This is a genomic window from Planctomonas psychrotolerans, from assembly GCF_008642235.1.
In the GTDB taxonomy this organism is placed as follows: Bacteria; Actinomycetota; Actinomycetes; order Actinomycetales; family Microbacteriaceae; genus Planctomonas; species Planctomonas psychrotolerans.
Genome location: NZ_SJEV01000001.1, coordinates 912,320 through 938,533, shown reverse-complemented (window position 1 = coordinate 938,533; position 26,214 = coordinate 912,320). Strand labels below are relative to the sequence as shown.

Annotated in this window: 23 protein-coding genes; 11 read left to right on the top strand and 12 right to left on the bottom strand. The window is 67.7% G+C overall.

The window, feature by feature from the left end; all coding sequences use genetic code 11:
* Positions 1–54 precede the first annotated feature (54 nt).
* On the top strand, positions 55–1,518 hold the full coding sequence (locus EY822_RS04070) for a protein adenylyltransferase SelO (RefSeq protein ID WP_150307106.1): 1,464 nt from the start codon (positions 55–57) through the stop codon (positions 1,516–1,518).
* Positions 1,519–1,699: 181 nt separating this feature from the next.
* Here EY822_RS04070 and EY822_RS04065 read toward each other — a convergent pair whose 3' ends face one another.
* Both EY822_RS04065 and EY822_RS04060 read right to left on the bottom strand, forming a co-directional pair.
* Entirely contained in the window at positions 1,700–2,047 is a 348-nt protein-coding gene (locus tag EY822_RS04065) for a YciI family protein (RefSeq protein ID WP_150307105.1), read from the bottom strand.
* A 147-nt stretch (positions 2,048–2,194) separates the two neighbouring features.
* Positions 2,195–3,409, bottom strand: a complete 1,215-nt coding sequence (locus EY822_RS04060; protein ID WP_150307104.1) for a hypothetical protein — start codon at positions 3,407–3,409, stop codon at positions 2,195–2,197.
* Between the two features lie 424 nt (positions 3,410–3,833).
* Between EY822_RS04060 and EY822_RS04055 the strand changes: the two genes are divergently transcribed.
* Positions 3,834–5,999, top strand: a complete 2,166-nt coding sequence (locus tag EY822_RS04055) for a fibronectin type III domain-containing protein (RefSeq protein ID WP_227497014.1) — start codon at positions 3,834–3,836, stop codon at positions 5,997–5,999.
* Between the two features lie 146 nt (positions 6,000–6,145).
* Here EY822_RS04055 and lepB read toward each other — a convergent pair whose 3' ends face one another.
* The 6 genes from lepB to EY822_RS04025 all read right to left on the bottom strand — a co-directional run bounded on the left by lepB (position 6,146) and on the right by EY822_RS04025 (position 12,221).
* A complete protein-coding gene (gene lepB, locus EY822_RS04050; protein ID WP_227497013.1) occupies positions 6,146–6,634 on the bottom strand; it encodes a signal peptidase I in 489 nt (162 codons plus the stop codon).
* Between the two features lie 16 nt (positions 6,635–6,650).
* On the bottom strand, positions 6,651–8,195 hold the full coding sequence (locus tag EY822_RS04045) for a multicopper oxidase family protein (protein ID WP_227497012.1): 1,545 nt from the start codon (positions 8,193–8,195) through the stop codon (positions 6,651–6,653).
* Positions 8,196–8,299: 104 nt separating this feature from the next.
* Positions 8,300–9,661 carry a sensor histidine kinase gene (locus tag EY822_RS04040; RefSeq protein WP_150307101.1) on the bottom strand — a complete coding sequence of 454 codons (1,362 nt, stop codon included), beginning with the start codon at positions 9,659–9,661 and terminating at the stop codon, positions 8,300–8,302.
* 31 nt (positions 9,662–9,692) lie between these two features.
* On the bottom strand, positions 9,693–10,340 hold the full coding sequence (locus tag EY822_RS04035) for a response regulator (RefSeq protein WP_227497011.1): 648 nt from the start codon (positions 10,338–10,340) through the stop codon (positions 9,693–9,695).
* A gap of 113 nt (positions 10,341–10,453) precedes the next feature.
* Positions 10,454–11,428, bottom strand: a complete 975-nt coding sequence (locus EY822_RS04030) for an AfsR/SARP family transcriptional regulator (protein ID WP_150307099.1) — start codon at positions 11,426–11,428, stop codon at positions 10,454–10,456.
* A gap of 217 nt (positions 11,429–11,645) precedes the next feature.
* Entirely contained in the window at positions 11,646–12,221 is a 576-nt protein-coding gene (locus EY822_RS04025) for a hypothetical protein (RefSeq protein ID WP_150307098.1), read from the bottom strand.
* A 295-nt stretch (positions 12,222–12,516) separates the two neighbouring features.
* Here EY822_RS04025 and EY822_RS04020 point away from each other — a divergent pair, with 295 nt between their 5' ends.
* Positions 12,517–13,998, top strand: coding sequence for a stealth family protein (locus EY822_RS04020; RefSeq protein ID WP_150307097.1), 1,482 nt, complete (start codon positions 12,517–12,519; stop codon positions 13,996–13,998).
* Positions 13,999–14,201: 203 nt separating this feature from the next.
* Here the strand turns inward: EY822_RS04020 and EY822_RS04015 are convergent, their stop codons facing one another.
* Positions 14,202–16,211, bottom strand: coding sequence for an aldo/keto reductase (locus tag EY822_RS04015; RefSeq protein ID WP_150307096.1), 2,010 nt, complete (start codon positions 16,209–16,211; stop codon positions 14,202–14,204).
* Between the two features lie 157 nt (positions 16,212–16,368).
* Here EY822_RS04015 and EY822_RS04010 point away from each other — a divergent pair, with 157 nt between their 5' ends.
* The 4 genes from EY822_RS04010 (at position 16,369) to rplL (ending at position 19,519) form a co-directional block, all read left to right on the top strand.
* Entirely contained in the window at positions 16,369–17,214 is an 846-nt protein-coding gene (locus tag EY822_RS04010) for an NAD-dependent epimerase/dehydratase family protein (protein ID WP_150307095.1), read from the top strand.
* Positions 17,215–17,255: 41 nt separating this feature from the next.
* Positions 17,256–18,233, top strand: a complete 978-nt coding sequence (locus EY822_RS04005; protein WP_150307094.1) for an aldo/keto reductase — start codon at positions 17,256–17,258, stop codon at positions 18,231–18,233.
* Between the two features lie 314 nt (positions 18,234–18,547).
* Positions 18,548–19,063, top strand: a complete 516-nt coding sequence (gene rplJ / locus EY822_RS04000; RefSeq protein ID WP_150307093.1) for a 50S ribosomal protein L10 — start codon at positions 18,548–18,550, stop codon at positions 19,061–19,063.
* 72 nt (positions 19,064–19,135) lie between these two features.
* Positions 19,136–19,519, top strand: a complete 384-nt coding sequence (gene rplL, locus EY822_RS03995; protein ID WP_150307092.1) for a 50S ribosomal protein L7/L12 — start codon at positions 19,136–19,138, stop codon at positions 19,517–19,519.
* A gap of 83 nt (positions 19,520–19,602) precedes the next feature.
* Here the strand turns inward: rplL and EY822_RS03990 are convergent, their stop codons facing one another.
* Positions 19,603–20,625, bottom strand: a complete 1,023-nt coding sequence (locus tag EY822_RS03990; protein ID WP_150307091.1) for a LacI family DNA-binding transcriptional regulator — start codon at positions 20,623–20,625, stop codon at positions 19,603–19,605.
* Between the two features lie 305 nt (positions 20,626–20,930).
* Between EY822_RS03990 and EY822_RS03985 the strand changes: the two genes are divergently transcribed.
* From EY822_RS03985 to EY822_RS03970, 4 genes are all read left to right on the top strand, one after another.
* On the top strand, positions 20,931–22,283 hold the full coding sequence (locus EY822_RS03985) for an ABC transporter substrate-binding protein (protein ID WP_150307090.1): 1,353 nt from the start codon (positions 20,931–20,933) through the stop codon (positions 22,281–22,283).
* A gap of 102 nt (positions 22,284–22,385) precedes the next feature.
* Positions 22,386–23,357 (top strand): carbohydrate ABC transporter permease, encoded by a 972-nt coding sequence (locus EY822_RS03980; RefSeq protein WP_150307089.1) that lies wholly within the window; start codon positions 22,386–22,388, stop codon positions 23,355–23,357.
* Entirely contained in the window at positions 23,354–24,343 is a 990-nt protein-coding gene (locus EY822_RS03975) for a carbohydrate ABC transporter permease (protein ID WP_150307088.1), read from the top strand. Before EY822_RS03980 ends, EY822_RS03975 begins: the two co-directional genes overlap by 4 nt.
* Positions 24,344–24,498: 155 nt before the next feature.
* Entirely contained in the window at positions 24,499–25,233 is a 735-nt protein-coding gene (locus EY822_RS03970) for a GDSL-type esterase/lipase family protein (RefSeq protein WP_150307087.1), read from the top strand.
* Between the two features lie 93 nt (positions 25,234–25,326).
* Here EY822_RS03970 and EY822_RS03965 read toward each other — a convergent pair whose 3' ends face one another.
* Entirely contained in the window at positions 25,327–25,842 is a 516-nt protein-coding gene (locus tag EY822_RS03965) for a hypothetical protein (RefSeq protein ID WP_150307086.1), read from the bottom strand.
* A gap of 125 nt (positions 25,843–25,967) precedes the next feature.
* Positions 25,968–26,204, bottom strand: coding sequence for a hypothetical protein (locus tag EY822_RS03960; RefSeq protein WP_150307085.1), 237 nt, complete (start codon positions 26,202–26,204; stop codon positions 25,968–25,970).
* Positions 26,205–26,214 lie beyond the last annotated feature (10 nt).

Below are 26,214 nucleotides of genomic sequence, written 5' to 3'. Positions count from 1 at the left end.
CGGAGGGCGGCCCGAGCGGTGGCGGAGCGCGGTGTGAGGAATAGTCTCGGAATTGTGAGTACCGCGCTCCAGCCCACCTTCGTGCTCGGCGACCGCTTCGCCCGGGAATTGCCGGAGCTGGCCCTGCCCTGGCAGGCCGAAGCGGCCCCCGAGCCGCGTCTCCTCGTGCTCAACGCGCCCCTGGCGGCGGAGCTGGGGCTCGATCCGGCGTCCCTTCGGAGCGACGACGGCCTCGGGTTCCTCACGGGAACGCGCGTGCCGACGGACGCGAACCCGGTCGCCCAGGCGTATGCGGGCCACCAGTTCGGCGGATACTCGCCGCGCCTCGGCGACGGCCGCGCCCTCCTCCTCGGCGAGGTCACGGGCGCGGACGGACGGCTGCGCGACATCCACCTCAAGGGCTCGGGGCGCACACCGTTCGCCCGAGGCGGTGACGGTCTGGCTGCGGTCGGTCCGATGCTCCGCGAGTACATCGTCAGCGAGGCGATGCACGCCCTGGGCATCCCGACGACACGGTCGCTCGCCGTGGTGGCGACCGGGCGTCCCGTGCGCCGCGAGACCATGCTGCCCGGAGCCGTCCTCACCCGGGTGGCGGACAGCCACCTGCGGGTCGGCAGTGTCGAATACGCCCGCGCCACCGGTGACAGCGGTCTGCTGCGCCGCCTCGCCGACCACGCGATCGCCCGCCACTACCCCGACGCCGCAGCGGACGTCCAGCCCTATCTCGCCCTGTTCCAGAGGGTCGTGGCCGCACAGGCTGCGCTCGTGGCGCAGTGGATGCTCGTGGGGTTCGTGCACGGCGTGATGAACACCGACAACATGACGATCTCGGGCGAGACCATCGACTACGGCCCGTGCGCGTTCCTCGACGCCTTCGACCCGGCAACCGTCTACAGCTCGATCGACGAGGGCGGACGCTACGCCTACGGCAACCAGCCGATGATCGCGGAGTGGAACCTCGCGCGGCTCGCCGAAGCGATGCTCCCGCTCCTCTCCGACGACGAGGAGCGGGCGGTGAGTCTCGCGACCGACGCACTCGGGACCTTCCGGATGCGGTACACCGCCGCGTGGTCGGCCGGCATGAATGCGAAGCTTGGCCTGTGCGCACCGGTCGACGAGCAGGTGGCGTCGCCGCTGATCACCGAACTGCTCGCCCTGCTGCGACGGAATTCCGTCGACCACACCTCGTTCTTCCGACACCTCGGGCTCTCTGTCCGCGGTGTCGATGAGCCGGTACGAAGCCTCTTCCTCGACGCCCCCGCGTTCGACGGATGGCTGGAGCGCTGGCGCGCGCTCGCCCCGAACGCCGACGCGATGGATCGGGTCAATCCGATCTACATTCCGCGCAACCACCTGGTGGAGGAGGCTCTCACGGCCGGCACCCACGGGGATCTGGGCCCGCTCGAGCGGCTCCTCGACGCGGTGACCCGCCCGTGCGACGAGCGCCCGGGGCTCGAGCGGTATGCCCTCCCCGCCCCCGGGGACTTCGGCGCCTACCGCACGTTCTGCGGCACCTAGGTCATTCCTGCCCGTCGCGCAGCCTCGTCGCCCGGGTTCAGCGCCGTCGCCCCGGTCGTACCTCGGGCGAGCGCACCGAACGCGGGCGACGAGCGCTTCTGATGACCACGTCGGCCAGGAGGAGGCCCAGGTCGAGAAGCAGCACCCACACGAGAGAAGAACCGGTCCGGCGGCTACGCGCTCAGCGCGCCACGGTGCCGCCGCTGTGCACCGGCCGCACCTCCACGCCGCCGCCGCCGCGGATGGCCGGCGTCGTGCGGGCGATCGCCAACGCCGCATCGAGGTCGGGGGCCTCGAGGATGTAGAAGCCCACGACGATCTCTTGCGCTTCGTGGAAGGGGCCGTCCGACACTCCGTCCGCCCGAATCGACGTCGCCATCGCTCGCGGCGTCAGGGCGTAGGCGGATCGCAGGGAGCCGGACTCGTCGAGCGCCTGGGCGTGCCGGTCACTCGTTCGAAGGTCCTCGGACGTGGCGTCCGGAGTGTGCGCGGAGTCGTCGGCGTAGATGAGGACAGCGAAGTGCGCCATGAGCTGCTTTCCGGGCCGTTGCTCGAAACGACCCCTCGCGCATCCTGCCGCTGACGTGGCATCAGGGTCAACCCGGACGTGCAGCCGGAGGTCGTCCCCAGGGGGCGATGGGACTGCGAAAATCTTTCGCAGCCCCATCGGTGCCCACTAGCTGCAGCTGTTACGTCGCTGCTCCGCCGTGGACGGGTTGGTGTAGCAGGTCTCACCGGTGCCCTGAGTGCTGGTGGTGACGCGAGGTTCACCGGGCCGGCTCGACTCGGTCACGATCGGGTCGAGCGCCTCGCGAGTGACGGTCACCGTGGGGTCGGCAGGAGTGATGACCTCCTGCTCGTCGAAGGTCGTCTCGCCTTCCGTCACGGTCACCTCGGCATCGGTGGGGGAGCAGACGGTGGTCACCACATCGGGCCCCGGGAGTGTCTCGGTGGTGAACTGCGTCGGCCCGGGCTCCTCGTACGTCACGACGTACGGCTCCGCCGGAGTGGCACGAGGTCCGCTGACCCGAGGGTTCGGACCGCCACCGGCGAATACAACCAGGACGAGCGGTCCGGTCGTGTTGTTGGCGTACCGGTAGAACGTGGTCGTCGTGGTCGTCAGCGTGCGCTGCTGGTAGGAGACGGTTCGGGTCTGCATGGTGGTCTGAGTGGTCGACCGCGTGAACTCCGTGGGCTGCGTCGTGGTCACGCAGGTCTCCTGCGCCTGAGTGGACGTGAACACCTCGGTTCGAGGGGTGATCGTCGTCGTGACCGTCTCGCGTTGCTGCGTGGTGGTCGTGACCTCGTCCTGCGGCGTGGTGACCGTGGTCACCACGGTCGTGGGAGTCGTCGTGGTCGTCACGGTCGTGCGCTCGCACCGCTCGACCTTCTTCCCTGCTTTCGAGTTGCTGACCTGCTCGCAGTCGCGGTAGCCCCTCGTCCGTGTCGTGGTCGGCGTTCCCTCCTCCACCCGTTCGGTCACCACCGGTGCTCCGGGTTCCACGACGGATACCGCCACCGGGTCGCCCGTGTCGCGCTCGGCCGACGTGACGGTCGGCTCCCCGAGCCGGGTGGTTTCGACGACGACGGGGGACCCGACGTCGCGGGTCTCACTCGTCGTGGTCGCTTCGCCCGCGGGAACGGGCGCAGTGTCGATGTAGATGGGCGAGTTGAGCGGACGGGGCTCACTGATGGTGGTGGTAGGTGCGCCGAACGGGCCGGTCACCGATGTCGAGGTGGTGACGACGCACCGATCGAGGTTCTGCGTGTCACCGGCGGTGTACACACCACCGGCCTCATCGCACGTGTGCTGACGCGTGTGGTCGGCGAAAGCCGGGGCGGCGGGTGCGGCGATCGACCCGCCGACGAGTAATACAGCGACGGTTGTCATGCCGAGTGCGTGCCTGAGGGATTTCACGGGTTCTCCTTAGTCGCGAGGCTTGCGTACTGGTCGACCGCGTTCCGCTCCCCCATCGGCGCGGCGTAACGAAATCGTAGTGGGACCGGCGCGTTCCGCGACATCCCTTGGGAGGACTTTCGGGAGGATTCGACGAGCGGTACGGCCGGGTGGAACTGCTCGCGGCCCGCCCCCACCCGTTCCCTCACCGGGGAAACGCTGCGGCGGCATGGTTTTTCCAAGTAGCCGCCGCGACCCTGTGACGGTACGTGAATCCCGTCACGGACTCCCAACCCACCGGAGGTGGATCGTAGTGAAGAATCACCCTCAGTCCGTGGCGGCTCCAGAACGTAGGACGCCCGCCGCGAAGGCTGCAATAGGAATCCTGGCCGCAACGGCCTTGTGCGGCCCTTTCCTCGTGGCCGTCCCCGCCGCTTCGGCCGCGGTGCCCACGTTCCCGGACAACCTCGTCGTCTTCCCCGATCGCGACTTCATCACGGTGGAGGGATACCAGGACCGCGTCGGCCAAACCGCCACGGTGGAGGTCAGTCGCCCCGGCGTCGGCGTGATCGGGTCGGCGCGCTCGGTCGTGTCGCCCGGCGACGTCGCCTTCGAGATCAACCACCCGGGCGGGGTGTGCTGGGGGGCGGGTACGGGATTGAACGTCACGCCGGACATCCGGCACGGCGACACGGTGGCGATCAAGTTCGGCACGTCGACGGTCGGTGACTCGAAGGTGCAGCCCATGTATGTGACGGAGGTGCCCGTTCTCGCCAGTGACGGCGTGACCCTGACCGTCACCGGTCACATCGACGACGCGATGATCGAGTCGCAGACCGAGCAGAGGATCGTCGAGCCCGCATTCAAGGACACGGCCGTCGGTCGTCGGGATGTGCGGGCCGTACCGGGGCCACTGACTCCCGAAGACGGATACAGCTCGATGCTCGAGTTCGGCAAGGCCGGACCCGAGACGTTCACGGCAACGTACGTGTTCACCGACCCTGAGGCGGCGCAGATCGCGGCGAACGCCGGAGCCGGCGTCCGCGCTATGTCCTGGCAGTTCGAGGATGGTGACGCAAACCGGCAGGGGCTGACCATCTCCGAATTTGGAGAGATCGGCGGGCCGGGTATGGGAGGGTGCCCGAACGGCCCTCTGACCTCCGGACCCGCCGGTCCGACCAGCGTGGTTGCGGCCCGGACGAATTCCGCCATCAAGCTGACCTGGACGCCCGCAGTCGGTATTCCCGGCACGCCGCCGATCACCGGCTACCGCGTGCACGCGGTGGCGCAGACGGTGACGGGTGGGGAGCGCCTCGAAATGGGAAAGCGCATCGACAACCCGAGAGCGACCGGCACGACGATCTCCGGGCTGAACCCCGACGAGACCTACGACGTCTACGTGGTTTCCGTCAACGCGGCGGGTGAGACGTTCCCCGCGGTGCACGCCATCCCGGTTGTGGATACGACTGCCCCGACCGTGTCCGCCACACCGGCGGGTGGCACGTTCCGCACGGCGCAGAAGCTGACCCTTACCGCCAACGAGGCGGGTGCGGAGATCTACTACACGCTGGACGAATCCGACGTGTTCCTGTCGGGGGGCACGCTCTCCACCGTCGCCATTCTCTACACTGCGCCTCTCGACATCACCGCCGACTCGGTGGTGAACGTCGCCGCGGTCGACGTGTCGGGGAACATCTCCGACCAGAAGAGCGTCGAATTCATCATCACGAATGAGGCCCTCCCTTCGGCGCCGAGTTTCTCGGCGGCTCCGGAGGCCGGAACCGGCAGCGTCACGCTGAGCTGGGCCCCGGCCGACCCCGGGGGCGACGGCCTCACCATCACCGGATACTCGGTGCAGGCCTATCTGGCCGACGGCAGCCAAGCCGGTGAGCCCCGGTCGACCGCCGGGGACGTGACGACTCTCGTCTTCGACGGACTCGCCGGCGACACGGAGTACGCCTTCACCGTCAGTGCGCTCAATGCGAATGGCACCGGACCCGAGTCCGAGAGGACGGCCCCGGTGATGGTGCTGGGTGACGTCGTCGCGAACGCGGGAACGGACCAGTCGATCACCAGGGCACCCACGGCCACCACCGTCACCCTCGATGGCAGCCGATCCACCTCCAGCAACGCGACCTACCTGTGGGAGCAGGTACTCACCGGTTCCACCGACCCCGACAGGGTCACGCTCACCGGCGCCACGACGCTCACCCCGTCGTTCTCGTTGAGGGTGTTCGCACACCCGATGACGAACAACCCCCTGACGTTCCGCCTCACGGTCACCTCCAACGGTGTCGTGCGGACCGATCAGGTGAAGGTGACGCCCGTTCCCGACCGGATCGCGGTCGCTCGAGCGCAGTGGAAGTCGCGGGACTTCCGCATCGAGGGAACCGGTTCCGTGGACGGCGCTACGGTGACGATCCGACGTGGCGGACCCACCGGAACGGTGATCAGCAGGTCCACCGTCACCGCCGGCGTGTTCTCCGCGAGGCTTCGGGACGGGGCAGCGGGAACCAACCCCGGGACGATCTGGGTGGAGTCCTCGTTGGGCGGTAGCGTCTCCGCTGCCGTGACGGCGGGATAGTCCTCCCGCTCGATAGGGACGGGAAGAGCCCCGCAGCGTCAGCTGCGGGGCTCTTCGCCGTCCGGCCGGTACTGGATGCAGGGACGACGGGAGTGCTTCGCGGGAAGTGTGTACCTCACTACTGAGGCTGATCCCGTCCGGGTCGCTCAGAAGGTCAGGACGGTCGCCGTCACGTCCCCGGTGGGGATCGGTCCGAAGTCTCGAGAGTCGACCGAAGACGCTCGGTTGTCGCCGAGAACGAAGATGTGGCCCTCCGGCACGGTGGTCAGAGGGAAGAACGTACCGTCCGTGGAGGCGGAATCGACGTACGGCTCGGGCACGACGTCTCCGTCGACGTAGACGAGGCCGTCGCGAACGGCGATGGTCTGGCCCCCCTCGGCCGCGACACGCTTCACCAGGATCCGTTCGTCATCCCCTTCGAAGGCGACGATCCGGCCGGACAGCGGGCCACCCGTCGGCGATACCTTCATCAGCAGCACCGTTTCCCCGCTTTGCACCGTCGGTTCCATGCTGTCCGAACTGACCGTCACGGGCTCGACGACCCACAGCCGCAGGGCGAGCACACCAAGAACACCCGCCACCATCACCGAGGCGATGGTGGCGGGTGTCCTGGTATTCGACGCGCGCCAGAGCATTCCGTCCTACCGGGGGTCAGGCCCCGTCGTCCCACTGCGGCGGAGCCGCGGTCATGGGGTCGTTGACGTCGACCTCGTCGGGGCCGAGCCCCACGCTGAACTGCACCATCATGTCGTGGTCCTCATGGGGCAGGTTGTGGCAGTGCACCATGTACTTGCCCCGGTGAGGGGTGAACTTCATGAGCAGCCGCACGGTCTCACCCTCGCCGACGTAGACGACGTCCTTCGGGCCCATCTCGTAGGGGAAGGCCGCTCGGCCGTTGCGACTCAGGATCTGGAAGTCCACCAGGTGGATGTGCATCGGATGGAACCACCCGCCCGAGCCGTTCTCGAACTCCCAGATCTCGGTCGCACCCAGGGCCGGGTCGGCGATCACCTTGCGGTAGCCGCTGGCGATGACGTCCTGCCAGGTGGCGTCGTCGATGGACCACAGGTTGGTCGTGTCGCTCCTCTTCACTCTGAAGCGACGCACCTTCGTGGCCTGCGACGCCGTCAGACTCATGGCTTCACTCGCGACGAGCGTCGTAGGAATACGGTTCCACGTCGGATCCGATGTATCGACGGGGTCACCGACCACGTCGAACGCCATGATCTTGTTCGTGTGGTCGTAGTCCACGTTGTTCTTGTTCGAGAGATTCCGCAGCTCGACCCGCTTACCGGTGGCGTACTTGCGGAAATCGATGAGAACCTCGTACCTCTCGGCACCCGCGTGACGGTAGTTCGCCACCGTTCGGGCCGTGGGCATGAGCCCCCCGTCGGTCGCCACCACGGTGAGGGGGTCGCCGGTGCTCAGGTAGGGGCGCAGTGAACGCGAGATGCTCGCGTTCAGGATGCGGAACCGGTACACGCGCTTCTGCACCTTCATCACGGGCCAGGGCCTGCCGTTGACGAGGATCACGTCGCCCCACAAGCCGGAATGATCGTTGTCGTCGTAGCCGAGCGAGCCGTCCTCCGCGAACATGGCATCGCTGACCGTGAGCGCCACATCGAAGCGGCCCTGGGGGAGCAACGCCCGTTCGACCGGGTCGTGCACGTGGTACTGGGCGGCGAGTCCCGAGTAGGCGTTAAGTGCGGTGTAGTGCACACCGTGGTCGTGGTACCAGAGGGTGCGTGCCGGCTGGGAGTTCGCGAAGTGGTAGTCCTTGTAGAAGCCGGGGAACGTCACGTCACTCGCGTATCCGTCGTACTGCGGCAGGGATGCGGATCCGTGCAGGTGCGTAGACGTCGACAGCCTGTGCCCGTCGAGGGCGTGCTGGGCGGGCAGCTGATTGCGCACTCGGAGAACCGCTTTGGTCCCTCGGTCGAGGTTGATCGTCGGGCCGGGGAACATCCCGTTGTAACCGAGGATCGGCGTCTTCAGGCGGGGAAGGATGCTGGCCATGGCGGCGACCTCGGTCACCCGGTAGTGATTGACCGGTTGTCCGTCAGCCGGATCGATGCCGGTGGAGTACGGCTGCAGGACCGGCGCCGACACGAACGGTGTTCGGTACGGGAGCGGCATCTGAGAGTCGTCCAGCTCGCTCGCTGACTTCGCGTCGACGGTGCCGAGGGGAACGGACATGGCACCTGCTGTACCCAGGGCACCAAGTCCACCTAGCAGCAGTACCTGTCGCCGTGTAACGGTCATGGGATTCTCCTCGAAAATGTGGGCTTACCATCGAGGATTCACGCATCGTCTTGGAGAAACCCTGACCTCAGGGGCGACCGGTGCGCGTTACCGAGCCGGGCCTCGACGACCGTTCCCGCTCCCGGACGCGACGCCACGGCGATGGACCCGCCGGCGTCCTCGATGGTGTCCCGCATGATCTGCAGACCCACGTGCCCGTCGGGGGCGCCCGCGGCGGAATTGAAGCCGAGACCGTCATCACTGATGGACAGCACCGTGTCGTCGCCCTCGTCGGTCAGGGCCAGTTCGACGGCGGTCGCCCGTGCGTGCTTCTGCACGTTGACGAGCGCCTCGCGAGCCACCCGATAGAACATCGCCGAGGCATCGCGGGGAATATCGTCGATGTCGGACGTTCGCACCACCACGTGGACACCGGACTGGCGCAGTGGATCGGCCAGCCGATCGAGAGCGGCGGGGAGACCCATCTGCTCCAGATTGCTCGGATACAGCTCGCGCGTCATCGCCCTGAGCGTGCGCACGTTGTCGGAAAGGATGGAGTGGGCCTGCGTGAAAAGCGGTCGCTGCTCCGCGGAGGATCGCATCTCCTCCGCCTCCATGGCGTAGGAGAGCCCCGCGAGATCCTGGATGACGTCGTCGTGCAGGTCTCGCGCGATGCGGCGACGCTCGAGGTCCGACGCTTCCATCGCCCGCTGCAGCAGGTGCCGGCGCATCTGCTGGTGCGCCTGTATCCGCCGGGCCAGCCGTACCGCCGGCACCAGCTGGGCGATCTGGAGAACGGCGAGCGACACGAGCAGGGCGGGAACCGTGTCCCATAGAACCGCCATCTGCTCGGCGCGCACGTCGTCGTCGTCGTAGTAGGCCTCGAAGATGAGAGGGTCGCCGGTGGCCGCCTCGGACCGCACGTACACCTCGACGAGCTCGCCCGCATCGGCCTCGAACCGGTTCTCCAGTTCGTTCTGCCGCTCGATCGTCGCGGATCCCCGCCCGCCCGAGAGCAGTTGCTCCGCCCAGTCGGGCAGGGGAAAGTCCTGACCCACCAATTCGTCGACGTCGGAGTAGACGATACGGCCGCTCGAGTCCCACACCTTGATGCGCAGCACGGGACCACCGTCGATCCACGGTCGCAGCCGTTCGTCGATGCCGCGGGCGGCTTCCGGGCTTCCCGCCAGCAGCTCGCTCGTGATCAGGGGGCCGACGGCGAAATCGGCGAGCCGTTGCGTGCTGCTCCGAGCGTTGTCCAGCGCGTGGCGCTCGGCCTGGGCGAGGATCCAGAATGCCACCGGTGTCGAGATGACGAGTAAGGCGACGAGCCCCATCAACAGGAATCGCACCACCGCCGACCGCACCTCGGACCGATCCTCCGATCGCCGATCCTGGGTGAGTCGAGCGAAAGCTTTCACCTGCGAAGCGCTCTGTGCGGCCGAAGCGCGACTAATCATCTGCGTCCCCTCCGATCAGGCCGCGGCGTGTGGCCACGGCCACGGCCTCGAGCTGCGAGTGTGCGTGGAGTTTTGCGAGGATCGATTTCACATGGCCACGGCAGGTGCTCTCGGAGATGCCGAGGAGCCGCGCGTTCGTTCGCACGTCATTGCCGTCGGCCATCAACCGGAGCACGTTCAGCTCCCGCGAGGTCAGGAGCGCGGTCTCGGGAGGGGGGATGGCTCTCCCGGTCGTCAGCTGCGACAGCAGGGCCGGATCCACCATGATGCTTCCCCGTCTGGCATGGCGGAGCGCGTCGAGAACCGTCGCCAGCGAACCGTCCTTGGGAAGGAACGCGCAGATTCCGATGGCGGCGGCCCGCTCGAGAGCCTCCTGGGTGGGATTACCGGTGAGCATCAACACGCGCACGTGGGGATTCCGGGCCAATATGCGATCGGCCGCATCCAGCCCGTTGCCGCCGGCGAGGTGATAGTCCATCACGACCACGTCGGGTTCGATGGATTCGAACTGGCCGACCGCGTCCGCCACGCTCCGCGCGGTACCGACGCAGCACAGGTCCGACTCGCGGTCGAGCGCTCCGGTCAGCAGCTCGGCGAAGGTGGTGTGGTCATCGACAACAAGCACACGGATCGTCGCCACACCGGTCCGGGGGTAGGTCATGCTGCGATCCCAACGGTCACCCCCGCGAGTGGAACTGGTGCTGCACATTATGCCGCCAACGGGGGATTTTAGGGACCCCTTCGGCGCGTGCATCAGGCCGCTTCGCTCACACGCTGGAGGAAGGAGGAGAGCACGAGTCCGGCATGACGGATGGCCTCGAGCGACTGGGGGGCGTCGGAGTCGGCCGGTGTGCCGCCCGACGTCCGCGCCAGGCGGTCATTGAGGATCAGGAGCGCCGCTACGGCTTCGGAGAGGTCGCTCTGATCGGCGGCGGTGATGGTGAGCAGGCGTGCGTGGACCTGACGGAGCGCGGGATTCGGCGCGCAACCCAACTCGCGGTTCAGGATCGCCCGGCACTCGGCGAATGCCCGAAGTCCCTCGGCGTGGTGTCCGTTCCGCTCCAGACTCGAGAGAAGGGACAGCCACGCCCGCTCGTTCAAGGGATCCCCGGCGAGCACCTCTTCGGACCACCGGATCGCTTCGTCGAATCTCCCCAACGCCATCGCGGCTTCCGCGGCGACGACCCGAACGGCGGCGACCGTGACGGCATGGCGGCGGCGTTCCTCTTCGGCCCACGCCGACCGCAGCTCGTCCCCCAGCAACGGCCCGGTCACCAGCGCGAGTGCCGAGCTCAGCAGGCGAAAGGCGCCCGCGGGCTCGAGACCTTGAGCCTCGTGCACCAGGGTCTCGAATCGCACGAGATCGAGGTCGACGGCCGCCCGATCGATCAGGTAGCCACCGGTGGCCGTGCGCAGCGGACCGGATCTGCCGTGCCCCGGCTGCAGGTGCCGGCGTAACACGCTCACGTAGCTCTCGAGTGATGTCAGCGCCTCCCGTGGCGGCGCATCACCCCACAGGAGGTCGATGAGTCGCGCCTTGGAGACGGGCAAGCCGATGTTGAGGAGGAGGATTTCGAAGATCTGTCTCGGCTTGGGGCCGCCGAGACTGTGTGCATCGAGGACGACCGCCCCTCGGCGAACGGTGAGCGGCCCGATGACGGTCACCGCTAGTCGATCACCATCCGGTTGCGAGTGATTGTTCTCCGTTCGGGCGGGTGCGTGCGTCATCGTTGACCTCGGGTAAGGGTAAAAGTGAGGGATCCTCGTTGATTCCTCCGACGCCATGATGCCCGAGCTACGGAGGGTCACACAGCCCTAGCTGGGGGGTATGCGGCACCCCAAAATTGGGTGCTCGGGTGCTCGGGTGCTCGGGTGCTCGGGTGCTTGGGTGCTTGGGTGCTTGGGTACTTGGGTGCTCTGTGCTCTGTGCTCTGTGCTCCGTGCGTCAGCTCGGGACGTGGTGTCCGGCGCCCAGGGCCAGTCGCATTCCGCTGGTGTGCTCGAGGGCGAGGGGAATCCGCTCGTTCGGGATCTCGAAGACCAGCGTCGCGGCCAGGGTGTCGCCCTGGACCAGCGATCGGGTCGCGGGATCGGCCCACACCAGACGGCTCTCACCGGATACGAGTCCCGTAATGGCGAACTGGTCAGCGGAATACTCCAGTCCGCGAGCCTCGATCGCCGTCAATTCCACCAGGATCCGCACCCGGTGGCTGCGCGGAGCGGGGGACTCGAGGATTTCGGCTGCACCCTCCGGGGGCAGCCAGCCGTCCTCTTCGAGCGGGATGACGCCATGAACTCGGGCCAGGCCGCCCGGCAGGTCCGCCGCCGCGCCGAGCGGGGTGCTCGGCGGCGCGGCATCGGGCAGCACGAGCACACCGATTCCCGCGCTGCCGAGCAGGAGCGCAAGCACGGCGAGCCCGACGGTCATCCGCCGGGACCGGAATCCCGGGGGTCTGCGCCCGGGGGAAGCGCCGGACGCGGTGTCCTGCTTCGACTCGGGCAGGGAACGCGTATCGCTCATGCGGGCACGATGGCTGTCCGCTCTTGGGAAAACCCTGAGCCCGCCGGTCGGTCGCCCGTCGACACGCGAACCGGGACCCCGTCCGAATGCGCGCCCGGGGGCCCCTTGTCGAGCGAAGAAGCGTCGGCGGGGAGGTGAGGTGCGCGACAGGGTAAAATCGGCTGGTTGCCCACACCCTTAGGAGGATTCCATCGAGCACATCGCTGCAGACGTTTCGTCGGCGAACTCCCTCTCCGGTGACTCGGGTGCCGATTCCGCACAGCACCGGTCCCGGGCGTTCAGTCGGCACGATGTGGTGGCGGGCAAGAAGTACACGTCCCTGATCAACGAGTCCCTCACGCCCGCGGAAGCGATGATCGAGGACCTGCTGTTCGTGCATTCGGCGCTCGAACACGCCGGTATCCCGCATCTCCTGGTGCGAGGCGAGGATCGTCGGCCGGTGCTGTCGATCGACTCCCGGTTGCGCGATGCCGCAACCCGGGCCCTGGCGACCGCTGCAGCGGGGGAGCCGTTCTACTCGAAGACCGTCGGTAGCGACGACTCCACGCGGGTGCTCGTGTCATCGGGGGCGTTAAGCAATGATCACGCCGCACAGGTGCTGCGCATCTTCCGGCCGCGGGTCGAGCCGAACGGTGGTCTGCGCTACGGGGCCGCCTTCGCCGTTCAGCTCGAGTTCTGGACCTACACGCCGTCCGACATCCTCGCCCCGGTGCAGAACGCCATCATGCGTCGGGTTCTGCCGGTCAGTGAGGCGGTCGAGGTGCCGATCGAGCGCCACGGCGTCACCTGGCGCACGCTCGAGGGGATGTTCGACGACCACGTCACCGACATCACCTTCGACATCGACATCGTCTTCTCCTGGGTGGACGGATCCGACCCCGACTGGCAGCGCGCGGTCGCCGAGCACATGAAGTCGTACGTGGTGGGCGAGGGCGATGACTCGGAGGCGCGCTTCCGCCAGGTGGATGAACTGCGGTACGCGCTCCGCTCGATCCACATGTTCGCGCCCTGGGTGCGCCGCATCTTCGTGGTGACCGACTCGCCCATTCCCGAGTGGCTCGGCGAATCGTCGAAGGTCACCGTGCTGCGCCATGCAGACTACTTCGTCGACCCCGACGTGCTGCCCGTCTACAATTCCCACGCCATCGAATCGCAACTCCACCACATCCCCGGCATCAGCGAGCACTTCCTCTACTCCAACGACGACGTGTTCTTCGGCCGGCCCATCGAACCCGACATGTTCTTCTCGCCGGGCGGCATCAGCTCCTTCGTGGAGTCCTCGTTGCGGATCGGCCTCGGCACCAACAACCCGGAGAGGAGCGGTTACGAGAACGCCGCTCGCGTGAATCGGGAGCTGCTGCAGAAGCGCTTTGGCAAAATGGCGACACGGCACATCGCGCACGTGCCGCAGCCGCTGCGCAAGAGCGTTCTGCTCGAAATGGAAGACGAGTGGCCCGAGGACTTCGAGCGCACCCGCGGCAGCGCCTTCCGCAACCGCACCGACATCTCGGTGACCGGCGCCCTGTACCACTACTACGCGATGCTCACCGGTCGCGCCATTCGCAATGAGACCGTTCGGGTGGGGTATGTCGACACCACCTCGTACGCCGGTCTGGACAGTCTGGCCGGTCTGCTGGAGCGCAGGACGGATGACGTGTTCTGCCTGAACGACGGCAGCTTCCCCGAGGTGGCCGGTCCGGAGCGCGCGGAGCGCATCCGGGAATTCCTCGAGCGGTACTTCCCGATCCGTGCGCCGTGGGAGAAGCCCGGCACGTAGCGTCGTCTACGGTCCCTGACCCTCCCACGGTTCCTGAGCTCCCACGGTCCCTGAGCCTGTCGAAGGGAAGTTCCGGTCCCGACGGTTCCTGAGCTCCCACGGTCCTTGAGCCCGTCGAAGGGACATTCCGGTCCGCGTGCCGTTGCGTCCCTTCGACAGGCTCAGGGACCGACGAGTCCCTCTGACGAGATCCGCGCCGCCCGCTAGCCGAGGGTGTCGGCCCGCAGGTCGAGCCAGTCCCGTTCGGCTTCGCTCAGCGACACGCGCAGACCTTCCATCGACACGCGGGTCTCGTCGAGCGAACGCGGGCCGAACAGGGCGAACGTCGGGAACGACTGCGAGAGCACGTAGGCGAGAGCGATCGCCGTGGCCTGCACCCCGCGCTGCTCGCCCAACTCGCGCGCGCGGCGGAGCCGTTCGAAGTTCTCGTCGCTGTAGTAGCACCGCACCAGCTCGGCATCCGACGTGTCGTCGGGTCGAGCGCGGCCGGTGAAGAAGCCGCGCGCCTGGGACGACCAGGGCAGCAGGGGCACGTCGTTGCGCTCGAGCCACGCGCGGGACGCGGGATCGGTCACGTGCTCGCAGCCCGCCCACGGCACGTCGTGCGCGCGGGCCAGGCCGAAGTGGTTGCTCAGCGCCACGAAGCCGTGCTTGCCGGTGCGTCGCGCGTAGCGGTTGGCCTCTTCGTAGCGGTCGATCGTCCAGTTCGATCCGCCGAAGGCGCGCACGCGACCGGCGCGCTGATGCTCGTCGAGCACGTCCACGAAGTCGGCGACGGGGATGTCGGTGTTGTCCCGGTGCATCAGGTACAGGTCGAGGTGGTCGGTCTGCAACCGGTCGAGCGACTCGAGGAGCTGCGCGGAGAGGGCTTCGGGATTGCAGTGCGGCGTGTGGGCGCCCTTGCCGATGATCACCACGTCGTCCCGGATGTTTCGGTTCGCGACCCACTGGCCGAGCAGGCGCTCCATGAGTCCGCCGCCGTAGATGTAGCCGGTGTCGAACGCGTTGCCGCCCCGGGTGAAGAAGTCATCGAACATGACCGTGGCGTGGGGGAGTGTCCGCTGGTTGTCGCAGCCCAGGATGAGCCGCGAGATGTCCTTGCCGATGTCGGCGATGCGGCCGTACGGCATCACGGCGTCGTCGGCACGGCGCAGCGGAGCGCCGCTGATCGAAGGGATGTCGGCGTCGGCGCGCTCAGTCGGGTACTCGAGTCCCAGCGCCTCCCGCCAGGAGTCGAGCAGTCGCGCGTTGCCGATCGAGTCCGCCCACAGCATCTCGGGTGCTTCGGGAGCGATGCTGTCGCCCGCCAACGCGTCGGCAATGGCATCCGCCTCGGCGGCGTAACCGTTGCCCTGCTCGATCTCGATCGTCTCCGTCGGGTGCCCGAGCTTCGACACGCGGATCGTCGCGACGCCGGGGTTCACGAGCCACGGGTCGGGCAGGTCGAGGATGCCGCGCGAGCCGAGGACGCGCAGGTTGGCGTCGCCCTCCACCCGGATGCCGGCGCCGATCGAGGCGGTGATGCCGCCGCCGAAGGTGAGGCTCGCGACGGAGAACTCGTCGACACCCGTGTCGCCGAGCACGCCGCTCGCCTCGACGGTGACCGGATCGGCGAAGGGCCGATCGAGTGCGGCACCGGCCACGATGCGCACCAACGATGCCGGATAGCACCCGATGTCGAGCATCGCGCCACCGCCGACCGCCGGGTCGAAGAGACGCCCCTCGGGGTCGTAGTCGGCGTTGAACGTGCGGGACACCTCGATGGACCGGACGTCCCCGATCGCGCCCGATCGCACCAGGTCCAGCAGAGCGGTGGTCTGGGGCAGGAAGCGGTAGGCGAACGCCTCGATCAGGATCACGCCCGTGCGCCGAGCCGCTTCGACCACGGCCATGGTCTCGGCAGCGTTCATCGTCATCGGCTTCTCGCACAGCACGTGCTTGCCGGCCTCGGCCGCGCGCACCGCGAGCGAGGCGTGCGTGGTGTGCACGGTGGAGATGTACACGGCGTCCACACTGTCGTCCGCCAGTAGCTCGTCGTAGCTTCCGTACGAGGTGGCACCGCCGAACTCCCGCGCGAATCCGGCGGCACGGTCGGCGTCCCGGGCGGCGACCGCCTGCAGAACCCCGGTGCGACTCGACGGCAGGGCCTTCGCGAACGTGCGGGCGATTCCGCCTGCGCCCAGGATGCCCCAGCGAATAGTTGTCTCAGTCATCAACGTCCTCGTTTGTTCTGCTCCACAACGAATGCTGCGATTCGACCCTACCAAGGGCCTCACGAAACGGCTCGACGGTGCAGACTGGGGCAGGTGTGATCCGGATGCCGAGCCGAACGGGCGCCGCGCGGATCGCCGCGACGCGAAGGAGCGACCCATGAGAATTGCCGTCACCGGTGGAAGCGGAAAACTGGGACGCACCGTCGTTACCTACCTGAAGGACGCGGGTCACGACGTCGTGAACCTCGACGTCAACGGAGAGCGCGGACCCGGCTTCGTGCGCGTCGACCTCACCGACTACGGGCAGGTGATCGATGCGATCTTCGGTGTCGATGACTCCCATGACGGCTTCGACGCGATCGTGCATCTCGCCGCCATCCCGGCTCCCGCGATCATGAGCGACATCGCCACGTTCCAGAACAACATCCTGTCGAGCTTCAACGTGTTCAAGGCGGCATCGCGCGCCGGCATCAAGAACATCGTGCACGCGTCGAGCGAGACCGTACTGGGGCTGCCGTTCGAGGTGCCGCCGCCCTACATCCCGGTCGACGAGGAATACGCGGCCCAGCCGAACAGCACCTACTCGTTGGTCAAGCACCTCGAGGAGACCATGGTGAAGGAGCTGGTGCGCTGGGACCCGGAACTCAAGGTGGCCGGACTGCGTTTCTCCAACGTCATGAATCCCGAGGACTACGAGAAGTTCCCCTCCTTCGACTCCGACGCGTCGAGCCGGCGGTGGAACCTGTGGGGCTACATCGACGGTCGTGACGGCGCGCAGGCCATTCTCAAGGCACTGGAGTGGGAGGGCACGGGGTACGAGGTGTTCATCATCGCCGAGGACGACACCGTGATGACCCGCTCGAGCGCGTCTCTCGCCGCCGAGATCTTCCCCGACGTTCCCGTCACCCGCGAGCTCGGCGAGCACGAGACGCTGCTGTCCATCGACAAGGCCAAGCGCCTGCTCGGCTACCAGCCGCAGCACACCTGGCGCTCGCACGTCTAAGGGACCAAACCCCACCCGCGACAGGCACCAGGAGGATCTGCATGCGGTACGTCCGACTCGGCACCACCGGAACACAGGTCTCAGCGCTCGCGCTGGGCTGCATGAGCTTCGGGGACCCCGCTCGCGGGTCGCACGAGTGGACCCTGGACGAGGACGCATCGCGACCCCTCATCCGACGTGCCCTCGAAGCCGGCATCACCTTCTTCGACACCGCGAACGTGTACTCGCTGGGCTCCAGCGAGGAGATCACGGGGCGCGCGATCGCCGATTTCGCCTCCCGGGAGGACGTGGTGCTCGCCACGAAGGTGAACGGACGCATGGCGGACGGACCGAACGGCGCCGGCCTCAGTCGCAAGCACATCCTCTGGCAGATCGACGAGAGCCTGCGGCGTCTGGGCACGGACTACATCGACCTGTACCAGATCCACCGCTGGGACGATGCGACGCCGGTCGAGGAGACCCTGGAGACGCTCGACTCCCTCGTCCGGAGCGGCAAGGTGCGCTACCTCGGCGCCTCGTCGATGTGGGCGTGGCAGTTCGAGAAGGCCCTCTCGATGCAGGCGGCCAACGGCTGGGCGCGGTTCGTGACCATGCAGGACCAGTACAACCTGATCTACCGCGAGGAGGAGCGGGAGATGTATCCGCTCTGCGAGGCGGAGGGCATCGGTGTGCTGCCGTGGAGCCCGCTCGCCCGCGGTCGCCTCACCCGCGACTGGGACGCCGCCACCGCGCGCAGCGGCACCGACGAGTTCGGCAAGGTGCTGTACCGCCAGGCCGAGGAGAGCGACCGGCGCGTCGCAGCGGCGGTGGCGAACGTGGCCGAGGGTCGCGGAATCCCGCGGGCCCAGGTGGCGCTGGCGTGGGTGTCGCGCAATCCGGTGGTCACCGCGCCGATCGTGGGGGTGACCACGGAGGCCCATCTCGACGACGCCCTGTCGTCGCTCGACGTGTCGCTCACCGCCGAGGAGATCACCATGCTGGAGAGCGCCTACGTGCCGCACGCACCCGAAGGCTTCTGAGCGGACGGACGATTGCGGGACGATGCGTCCCGATTTGCATCGGGCCGAGATCGCCCGTACCCTGATCGAAGCCAAAGACCGCTGGTTACCGGTGTGCTCGGAGTGATCCGGGGGCATCGGTCGAAGGTTCGCACGAACGATGTGTCCCGTCATGGGGCATCCGTTGCGAAGGCCCGCGTAGGTGATCGAAGTAGAAGTACCGCGCAATTGCGCGTTTCTCTCAGCTCCGGCCTCCTGCGCCGGAGCTTTTTCTGTGTGCGCGCCCGGGGCTGCCGGCACCTGCGAGAGCAGGACCCCAGGTAAAAAGGAGCGCCATGGCGAACAAGGAAGCTACGGTTGCCGAGCTCGCGGATTCTTTCCGCAACTCGAGCGCCGTTCTGCTGACCGAGTATCGCGGTCTCACTGTCGCACAGCTCAAGCAGCTGCGCGGTTCGATCAGTGAGCACGCAACCTACGCCGTGGTGAAGAACACGCTGACCAAGATCGCGGCAAACCAGGCGGGAATCTCGTCGTTCGACGAGGAACTCGTCGGTCCGTCCGCCATCGCATTCGTGCACGGAGACCCTGTCGCCGTCGCGAAGGGTCTGCGCGACTTCGCCAAGGCAAATCCTCAGCTCGTCATCAAGGGTGGTTACTTCGACGGTAACGCCCTGACTGCCGACGAGGTACGCAAGCTCGCCGACCTCGAATCCCGTGAAGTTCTGCTCGGCAAGCTTGCCGGCGCCTTCAAGGCTTCGCTGTTCGGTGCCGCATATCTGTTCAACGCACCGCTCGCGAAGGCGGTTCGCACCGTCGAAGCGCTGCGCGAGAAGCAGGATTCCGCCTCCTAGTACTGTCCGCCCCGTCCGGGGCGGAGTGCTTCGCAAGCGGTAGACACACGTCAAGAACACAAGGAGAAAATCATGGCAAAGCTGTCAAACGACGAGCTCATCGACGCCTTCAAGGAGCTCACCCTCATCGAGCTGAGCGACTTCGTCAAGAAGTTCGAAGAGGTCTTCGAGGTCACGGCTGCCGCTCCGGTCGCTGCTGCGGCCGCGGGTGGAGCAGCTGCTCCCGCCGAAGAGGTCGAGGAGCAGACGGCGTTCGACGTCGTGCTCGAGGCCGCCGGTGACAAGAAGATCCAGGTCATCAAGGAGGTGCGCGCGCTCACCAGCCTCGGTCTGGGTGAGGCGAAGGCGCTCGTCGACGGCGCCCCCAAGGCCGTGCTCGAGGGCGCGAGCAAGGAAGCCGCCGACAAGGCCAAGGCTCAGCTCGAGGCCGCCGGCGCCACCGTTACCCTCAAGTAACGACCCGCACCGGTCACAACCCGCACCAGCCGAAAGGCGCCACCTCTCCTCGAGGTGGCGCCTTTCGTCGTCCGTGCGCGACGTCAGGCGACGGTCGAGCGGGCCGGTGCGGTGGTGCTCGACCGGGCGGCGAAGTCCACCGGCACCGACACGCTGCCGCCGGTGTCTGCGCCGCCGCCCGCAAGCCCCCGCAGCACGAGGTCGACGGCGAGGCGGCCCTGGTGCTTGGGATGCTGTTGAAGCGTGGTGAGCCCGAACATGTCCGACAGCTCGTGACCGTCGATGCCGACGACGGAGAGGTCCTGCGGAACCCGGATACCGAGCTGACGGGCGGCGATGATCAACCCGATGGCGATCTCATCGGACGCGGCGAATACGGCGGTCGGCCGGGACCGGGGATCGGAGAGCAGGGCGAGGGCGGCGCGGTAGCCGCCCTCGATGGAGAACGGTGCAGGGGCGAATGCGCCGTGATCGCCGAGCCCCGCGTTCGTCATGGCGACCCGGTAGCCGGAGAGGCGCTTCTCGTGCACGGAGAAGTCCATCTCATCCTCCGGCGATCCCCCGAGGTGCACGATGTGGCGGTGCCCCAGGCTCAGCAGGTGCTCGGTGGCCAATTGGGCGACAGCCACGTCGTCGATGCTCAGGGTCGTCATGCCGTCGACCGGGCCGCCGACGCCCACGAGCGGCTTACCGAGCGACTGCAGGCGGATCACCTCGGCATCGGTGAGCGCCACGCTCACGGCGATCACGGCGTCCACCCGCTTGCGCACGAGGAAGTACTCGAAGATCATGCGGCGCTGCTCGACGTCGTCGGTCAGGCGGTACAGGGTGAGGTCGTAGCCCGCCTCGAGCAGGGCCGACTCGATCCCCTCGAGCAGTTCGGCGAAGAACCACCGGTTGAGGAACGGGATGACCACGCCGACGTTCTTGGTCTGACCCGTGACGAGGCTCGAGGCGTTCGAGCTCACGACGTAACCGATCTGCGCCGCGGCGCGGGCGACCGCGTCCCGGGTGTGCTCGGAGACGTACCCGCGACCGCTGAGCGCGCGGGAGGCCGTCGCCTTGGACACGCCGGCGAGACGTGCGACGTCCGCAAGAGCGCTCATGCCGGCATCCCCTCATTGGGCCGAGTTCCGGTTCCCGGTGCGACGGGACCCCGTGTCGAACACAGCGTAGCGCGGAACGACCGCATGTGGAATCGGTTCCACGATCGAAGCGTTTCACCAGGCGAATACCCGAGCTCCCGTCCTCTCCTCCCGAGTTCTGACGGTGTGCAGGAATACCGTTTCGTTATGTTCCCGCCTTGCATCGCGTGGGGGCGTGCCGTACGTTGACCTGTGGAACCGGTTCCCGACCGCGCGTCTGCGCGGCACAGCGAGCACCGGTTCGACTCGAAGAGGAGGAGACATCCATGAGTTCTACCCTGCACCGTCGTCGTCTCGTCTTCCCGCTCGCAGCAGCAAGCGCCGTCGCCCTCACCCTTGCCGGGTGCACGGGCGATATTGCTGCCGAGAACGCGGGAGACGCTGACTGTTCCGACTACGAGGCCTACGGCGACTTCACCGCCGACAGCCCTGAGGTGAACGTATACGGCACCATCGTCGAGGTGGAGGCCGACCGCCTCAACGAATCCTGGATCGACTTCGAGACCTGCACCGGGATCGACGTGGTCTACGAGGGCTCGCAGCAGTTCGAGACCCAGATCAACGTGCGCGCCCAGGGCGGCAACCCGCCCGACCTCGCGATCATCCCGCAGCCCGGCCTGTTCGCCTCGCTCGCCCGCGACGGCTACCTCCAGCCCGCCCCCGAGGCGGTCGAGTCCAACGTCGACGAGTTCTGGTCCGCGGACTGGAAGGCCTACGGGACCGTCGAGGACGAGTTCTACGGTGCGCCGCTGATGGCGAGCATCAAGGGCTACATCTGGTACAGCCCCAGCTTCTTCGAAGAGAACGGCTACGAGCAGCCCGAGTCGCTCGACGAGCTGATGACCCTCACCCAGCAGATCGCGGACGACGGCGTTACGCCGTGGTGCGCCGGCTTCGCATCGGACGCCGCGACCGGATGGCCGGGCACCGACTGGGTCGAGGACATGGTCCTCCGCCTCTCCGGGCCCGAGGTGTACGACCAGTGGGTCGCGCACGAGATCCCCTTCAACGACCCGCAGATCGTCGAGGCCTTCGACGCGGCGGGCGACATCCTGAAGAACCCGGAGTACGTGAACGGCGGACACGGCGGTGTCGAGTCCATCGTCTCCCTGCCCTTCGGCGAGGGCGGTCTGCCCATCCTCGACAACGAGTGCGCCATGCACCACCAGGCCACGTTCTACGAGGGCTTCTGGCCCGAGGACACCAACGTCGCCGAGGACGGTGACGTGTGGGCATTCCTCACCCCGCCGGCCGAGGCCGGTGGCGAGAACGCCGTGACCGGCGGTGGCGAGATCGTCGGCGCCTTCACGGACAGCGAAGAGGTCGTCGCGGTGCAGACCTTCCTGTCGAGCGACACGTGGGCCAACAACCGCGTCTCCCTCGGCGGTGTGATCAGCGCCAACAGCGGCCTCGACCCGGCCAACGCGTCGAGCGACCTGCTGTCCTCCGCCGTCGAGACGCTGCAGAGCGAGAACACCGTGTTCCGCTTCGACGCCTCCGACCTCATGCCGGCCGCGGTCGGCGCCAACTCCTTCTTCAAGGGGATGGTCGACTGGATCGGTGGTGACAGCTCGGAGCAGGTCGCAACCTTCATCGAAGGCAGCTGGCCCGCCTCGTAACAGCACGGACTGGCGTTCCCTGCGCCCGTTCCAGGGGCCGTTCGGAGAGATCCGAACGGCCCCTGCTTTCCCCTCTCCCCCCAAGCGGAAGGTTGTTCGTCAGTGACGACTGCAGACCTCATCAACAAGATCGTCCAGGTTGCCGCGGCGCTCGCCATCTTCGCGGCGGTCATCGGACTGATCCTGTTCCTCATCGACAAGGCGCCCAAGAGGGGGCGTGACGGCTTCCAGCTCGTCGCGTTCCTCGCGCCCGCCCTCCTCCTGCTCGGCATCGGTCTGATCTACCCGGCCGTACGCACCAGCATCGCCGCGTTCGCCGACAACACCGGCAACTTCATCGGCCTCGACAACTTCGTCTGGATGTTCACCCAGCCCGACGCCTTGCGCACGCTCGCGAACACCGTCGTCTGGGTCGTACTCGTGCCGCTGGTGTCCACGATCATCGGCCTCGCCTACGCGGTGTTCATCGACAAGGCCCGCGGGGAGCGCATCTTCAAGGCGCTCGTGTTCATGCCGATGGCGATCTCCTTCGTCGGGGCGTCGATCATCTGGCGCTTCGTCTACGAGTACCGCCCGGAGGGCCGCGAGCAGATCGGTGCGCTCAACCAGATCCTCGTCTGGTTCGGCGCCGAACCCGTGCTCTGGCTGCAGTCCGACCCCATCAACACGCTTCTCCTCATCGTCGTCATGATCTGGGTGCAGACCGGATTCGCGATGGTGGTGCTCTCCGCCGCGATCAAGGGCGTGCCCACCGAGCAGCTCGAGGCGGCGCAGCTCGACGGAACCAACGCCTGGCAGCGCTTCCGCAACGTGACGGTCCCCGGTATCCGCGGGTCGCTCGTGGTGGTGGTCACCACCATCTCCATCGCCACCCTCAAGGTCTTCGACATCGTGCAGACGATGACCGCCGGAAACTTCGGCACGAGCGTCGTGGCGAACGAGATGTACAACCAGGCATTCCGGTCGCAGGCACCCGGACGCGGATCGGCGTTGGCGCTGATCCTGTTCATCATGGTGCTCCCGATCGTCATCTACAACGTGCGCATCCTGCGCCAGCAGAGGGAGATCCGATGAGCAGCAGCGTCGCCCCAGCAGACCTCCCCGTCCCCGGTCGTTCGGACCGCGACGACACGTCGTACGAACTGGCGCAGGAGGGGGCCACCAAGACCAAGCGGGTCAAGCAGCGCCTCACCTCGCGCGGAGCGACCATCGCGGCGCTCATCATCGCGGTGGTGTGGACCCTGCCCACCTTCGGCCTGTTCGTGTCGTCGTTTCGCCCCGAGGACGAGATCCGCAACAACGGCTGGTGGACGATCTTCCAGAACCCGGGGTTCACGCTGGCCAACTACCAGGACGTGCTCCTGTCGTCGTCGGCGTCGTCGCCGCAACTCGGCTCGTACTTCGTGAACTCGCTCGCGATCGCGATCCCCGGCACGCTGTTCCCGCTCGTGCTGGCGTCGCTCGCGGCGTACGCCTTCGCGTGGATCAAGTTCAAGGGCAGCAACGCGCTCTTCATCCTGGTCTTCGCGCTCCAGATCGTGCCGCTGCAGATGGCCCTGATCCCGCTGCTGCAGATGTTCTCCCTCGGGCTCCGGTTCGGCGAGACGCAGATCCTGCCCGGACTCCCCGCCGGTAACTACGCCCAGGTCTGGATCGCGCACACGATCTTCGCGCTGCCGCTCGCCATCTTCCTGCTGCACAACTTCATCTCGGAGATCCCGGGTGAGGTGATCGAGGCGGCTCGGGTGGACGGCGCCGGTCACGGACAGGTGTTCTTCCGGATCATCATCCCGCTCGCGCTGCCGGCCATCGCCTCATTCGGCATCTTCCAGTTCCTCTGGGTCTGGAACGATCTCCTCGTCGCCCTGGTGTTCTCGGGCGGAACCCCGGACGTCGCGCCCCTCACCCAGAGGCTCGCCGAACTCACCGGGTCGCGCGGGCAGGAATGGCAGCGCCTCACCGCCGCGGCCTTCGTGTCGCTCGTCATTCCGCTGATCGTGTTCTTCAGCCTGCAGCGGTACTTCGTTCGAGGACTGCTCGCCGGATCCACGAAGGGATAGATCGACCGACACGCTCCCGCGGTCGGGTGCGTTCGAAGCCCCGGTGCGGTCAATGCCGCACCGGGGCTTCGTCGTGTTGCCGGCGGGACCCCCGGGGGTAGCATGTGCGGCATGAGCAGGCATTTTTCCTGGTGCGCCGAGGGCGCCGACGTCGGATGACGTACCGCGGCGGGCCGAGGGCGGGGGGAGCGGGGCGTGCCGCACTCCGCGCGGCAGCGCGGCCCCTGCACTTCGTGAACTACCTCGTGCAACGGCAGGTGATGCGCGCCAGTGCGTTCCCGCCCGGCCGGGTCGGGGGCACCATTCCCGGGGCGCATCCCCACCACCTCGTGGTGATCGGAGAAGCCACCTCGATCGGCTACGGCACGCTGCTCGGTGAGCTCAGCATCGCCGGCCACCTCGCCCGCCAGCTCGCCACCCGGCACGGTCAGGGCGTGGTGTGGTCGACCGCGCCGTTCCCCGACCTGACCGTGCACACCGCGTCGGCGGTGGTGTCGGATCCCGCGGTATTCGTGGACGCGGACGTGGTCGTGGTCATGCTCGGCATCGGCGACGCGGTTCGGAGCACCCCCGTGCGCGTGTGGACGCGGCTCCTCGGGGTGGCGCTCGATACTCTCAGGTCCCAGCTGTCACCGGACGCCCGGATCATCGTCGCGGAAGCGCCACCGCTCGACGAGTACCCGTACCTGCCCCGAGCGGTGCGCGCCCGCGCCGGGCGACAGGTGCGACGGTTCAATGAGGCGACGCGAGGGTTGGTGACCACCCGACCCGGGTGCATCTCGGTGCCGTTCCCGCCGGAACGGTTGCCCGACCTGCGCCGCCCCGATTCCGCGCAGGTCTCCGGCGTGTATTCCACCTGGGCCAACGCCCTGCTGGCCGCCATCGACTGACCGGTCGGGCGTGCACGGCCGATCAGGCGTGCCTGCTCGACCGGCCGGGATGTGCCGACCGACCGGCCCGCTCCCGGTCCCGGTCCGGGGCGCTCAGCTCCGGTCGCCGGGCGGCGCGTTCCGCCGCGCCTGAGCTTCGAGGGCTGCGAGGTCGATCTCGATGAAGTCGCGCAGGCGATGGAACCGCTCGAACTCGTCGTCCGGCCCGCCGGTGGGAGGCCGATCCCGCAGCACCAGCCGCGTCGTCAACTCGTCGACGACCTCCTGCAGTGCGTCGTCCCGAGCCGCGCAGACGATGGCGGTCAACCGCTCGGGGTCGTCGGCCGCCGCCCGGAGGGCCGCCGCGAGCATCCGGTGCACCTCGGGCCTCCGCCGATGCTCGGCGCTCGCATCGTCCGGCAGGTCGAGCCGGTCGACCCGGACGGCCGTCTCGTCATTCTCGCGGGCGAGCACGAGGAACTGCGCCCGGGCCGCAGCCCGCAGCACGTCGGCGTCGAAGCGTCTGCCGTCACGCAGCGCATCGACGATGAGCCGATTCTTCATCGCCATCCGCACGGTGGTCGCCGAGATGAGCGCACCCTCGTCGACCACGCGTTCGATCGGAGCCACCGGCAGTATCGGCGGTGGCTCGTAGGGCGCGGAACGCCGCGCCCGTCGACGACCGAGGGGTGCCATCTACATCCCGATTCCGGGCGCGGGTCGCGAGTCGCTGGCGGCGGATCGACGCATCGGGATCAGCCGGAGGTGGTGGGCTCGTCGGACACCAGGGTGTACTCGTACAACGACGGCGCACCGATGGATTCGCTGAGGTCGTAGGTCGCGACCCGGCGCTCCCCGTCGGCGGTCGTGCGGATCTCGCGGATGCTCGGCGCGGGCTTCCCGTCCTGCAGTGGGTGGGGTCCGGTCACCTTGCCCTCGGACTCCCGTCCGGGGATCAGCAGGAAGGCGGTGTAGGTCGAGGAGTCGGGCATGTACAACACG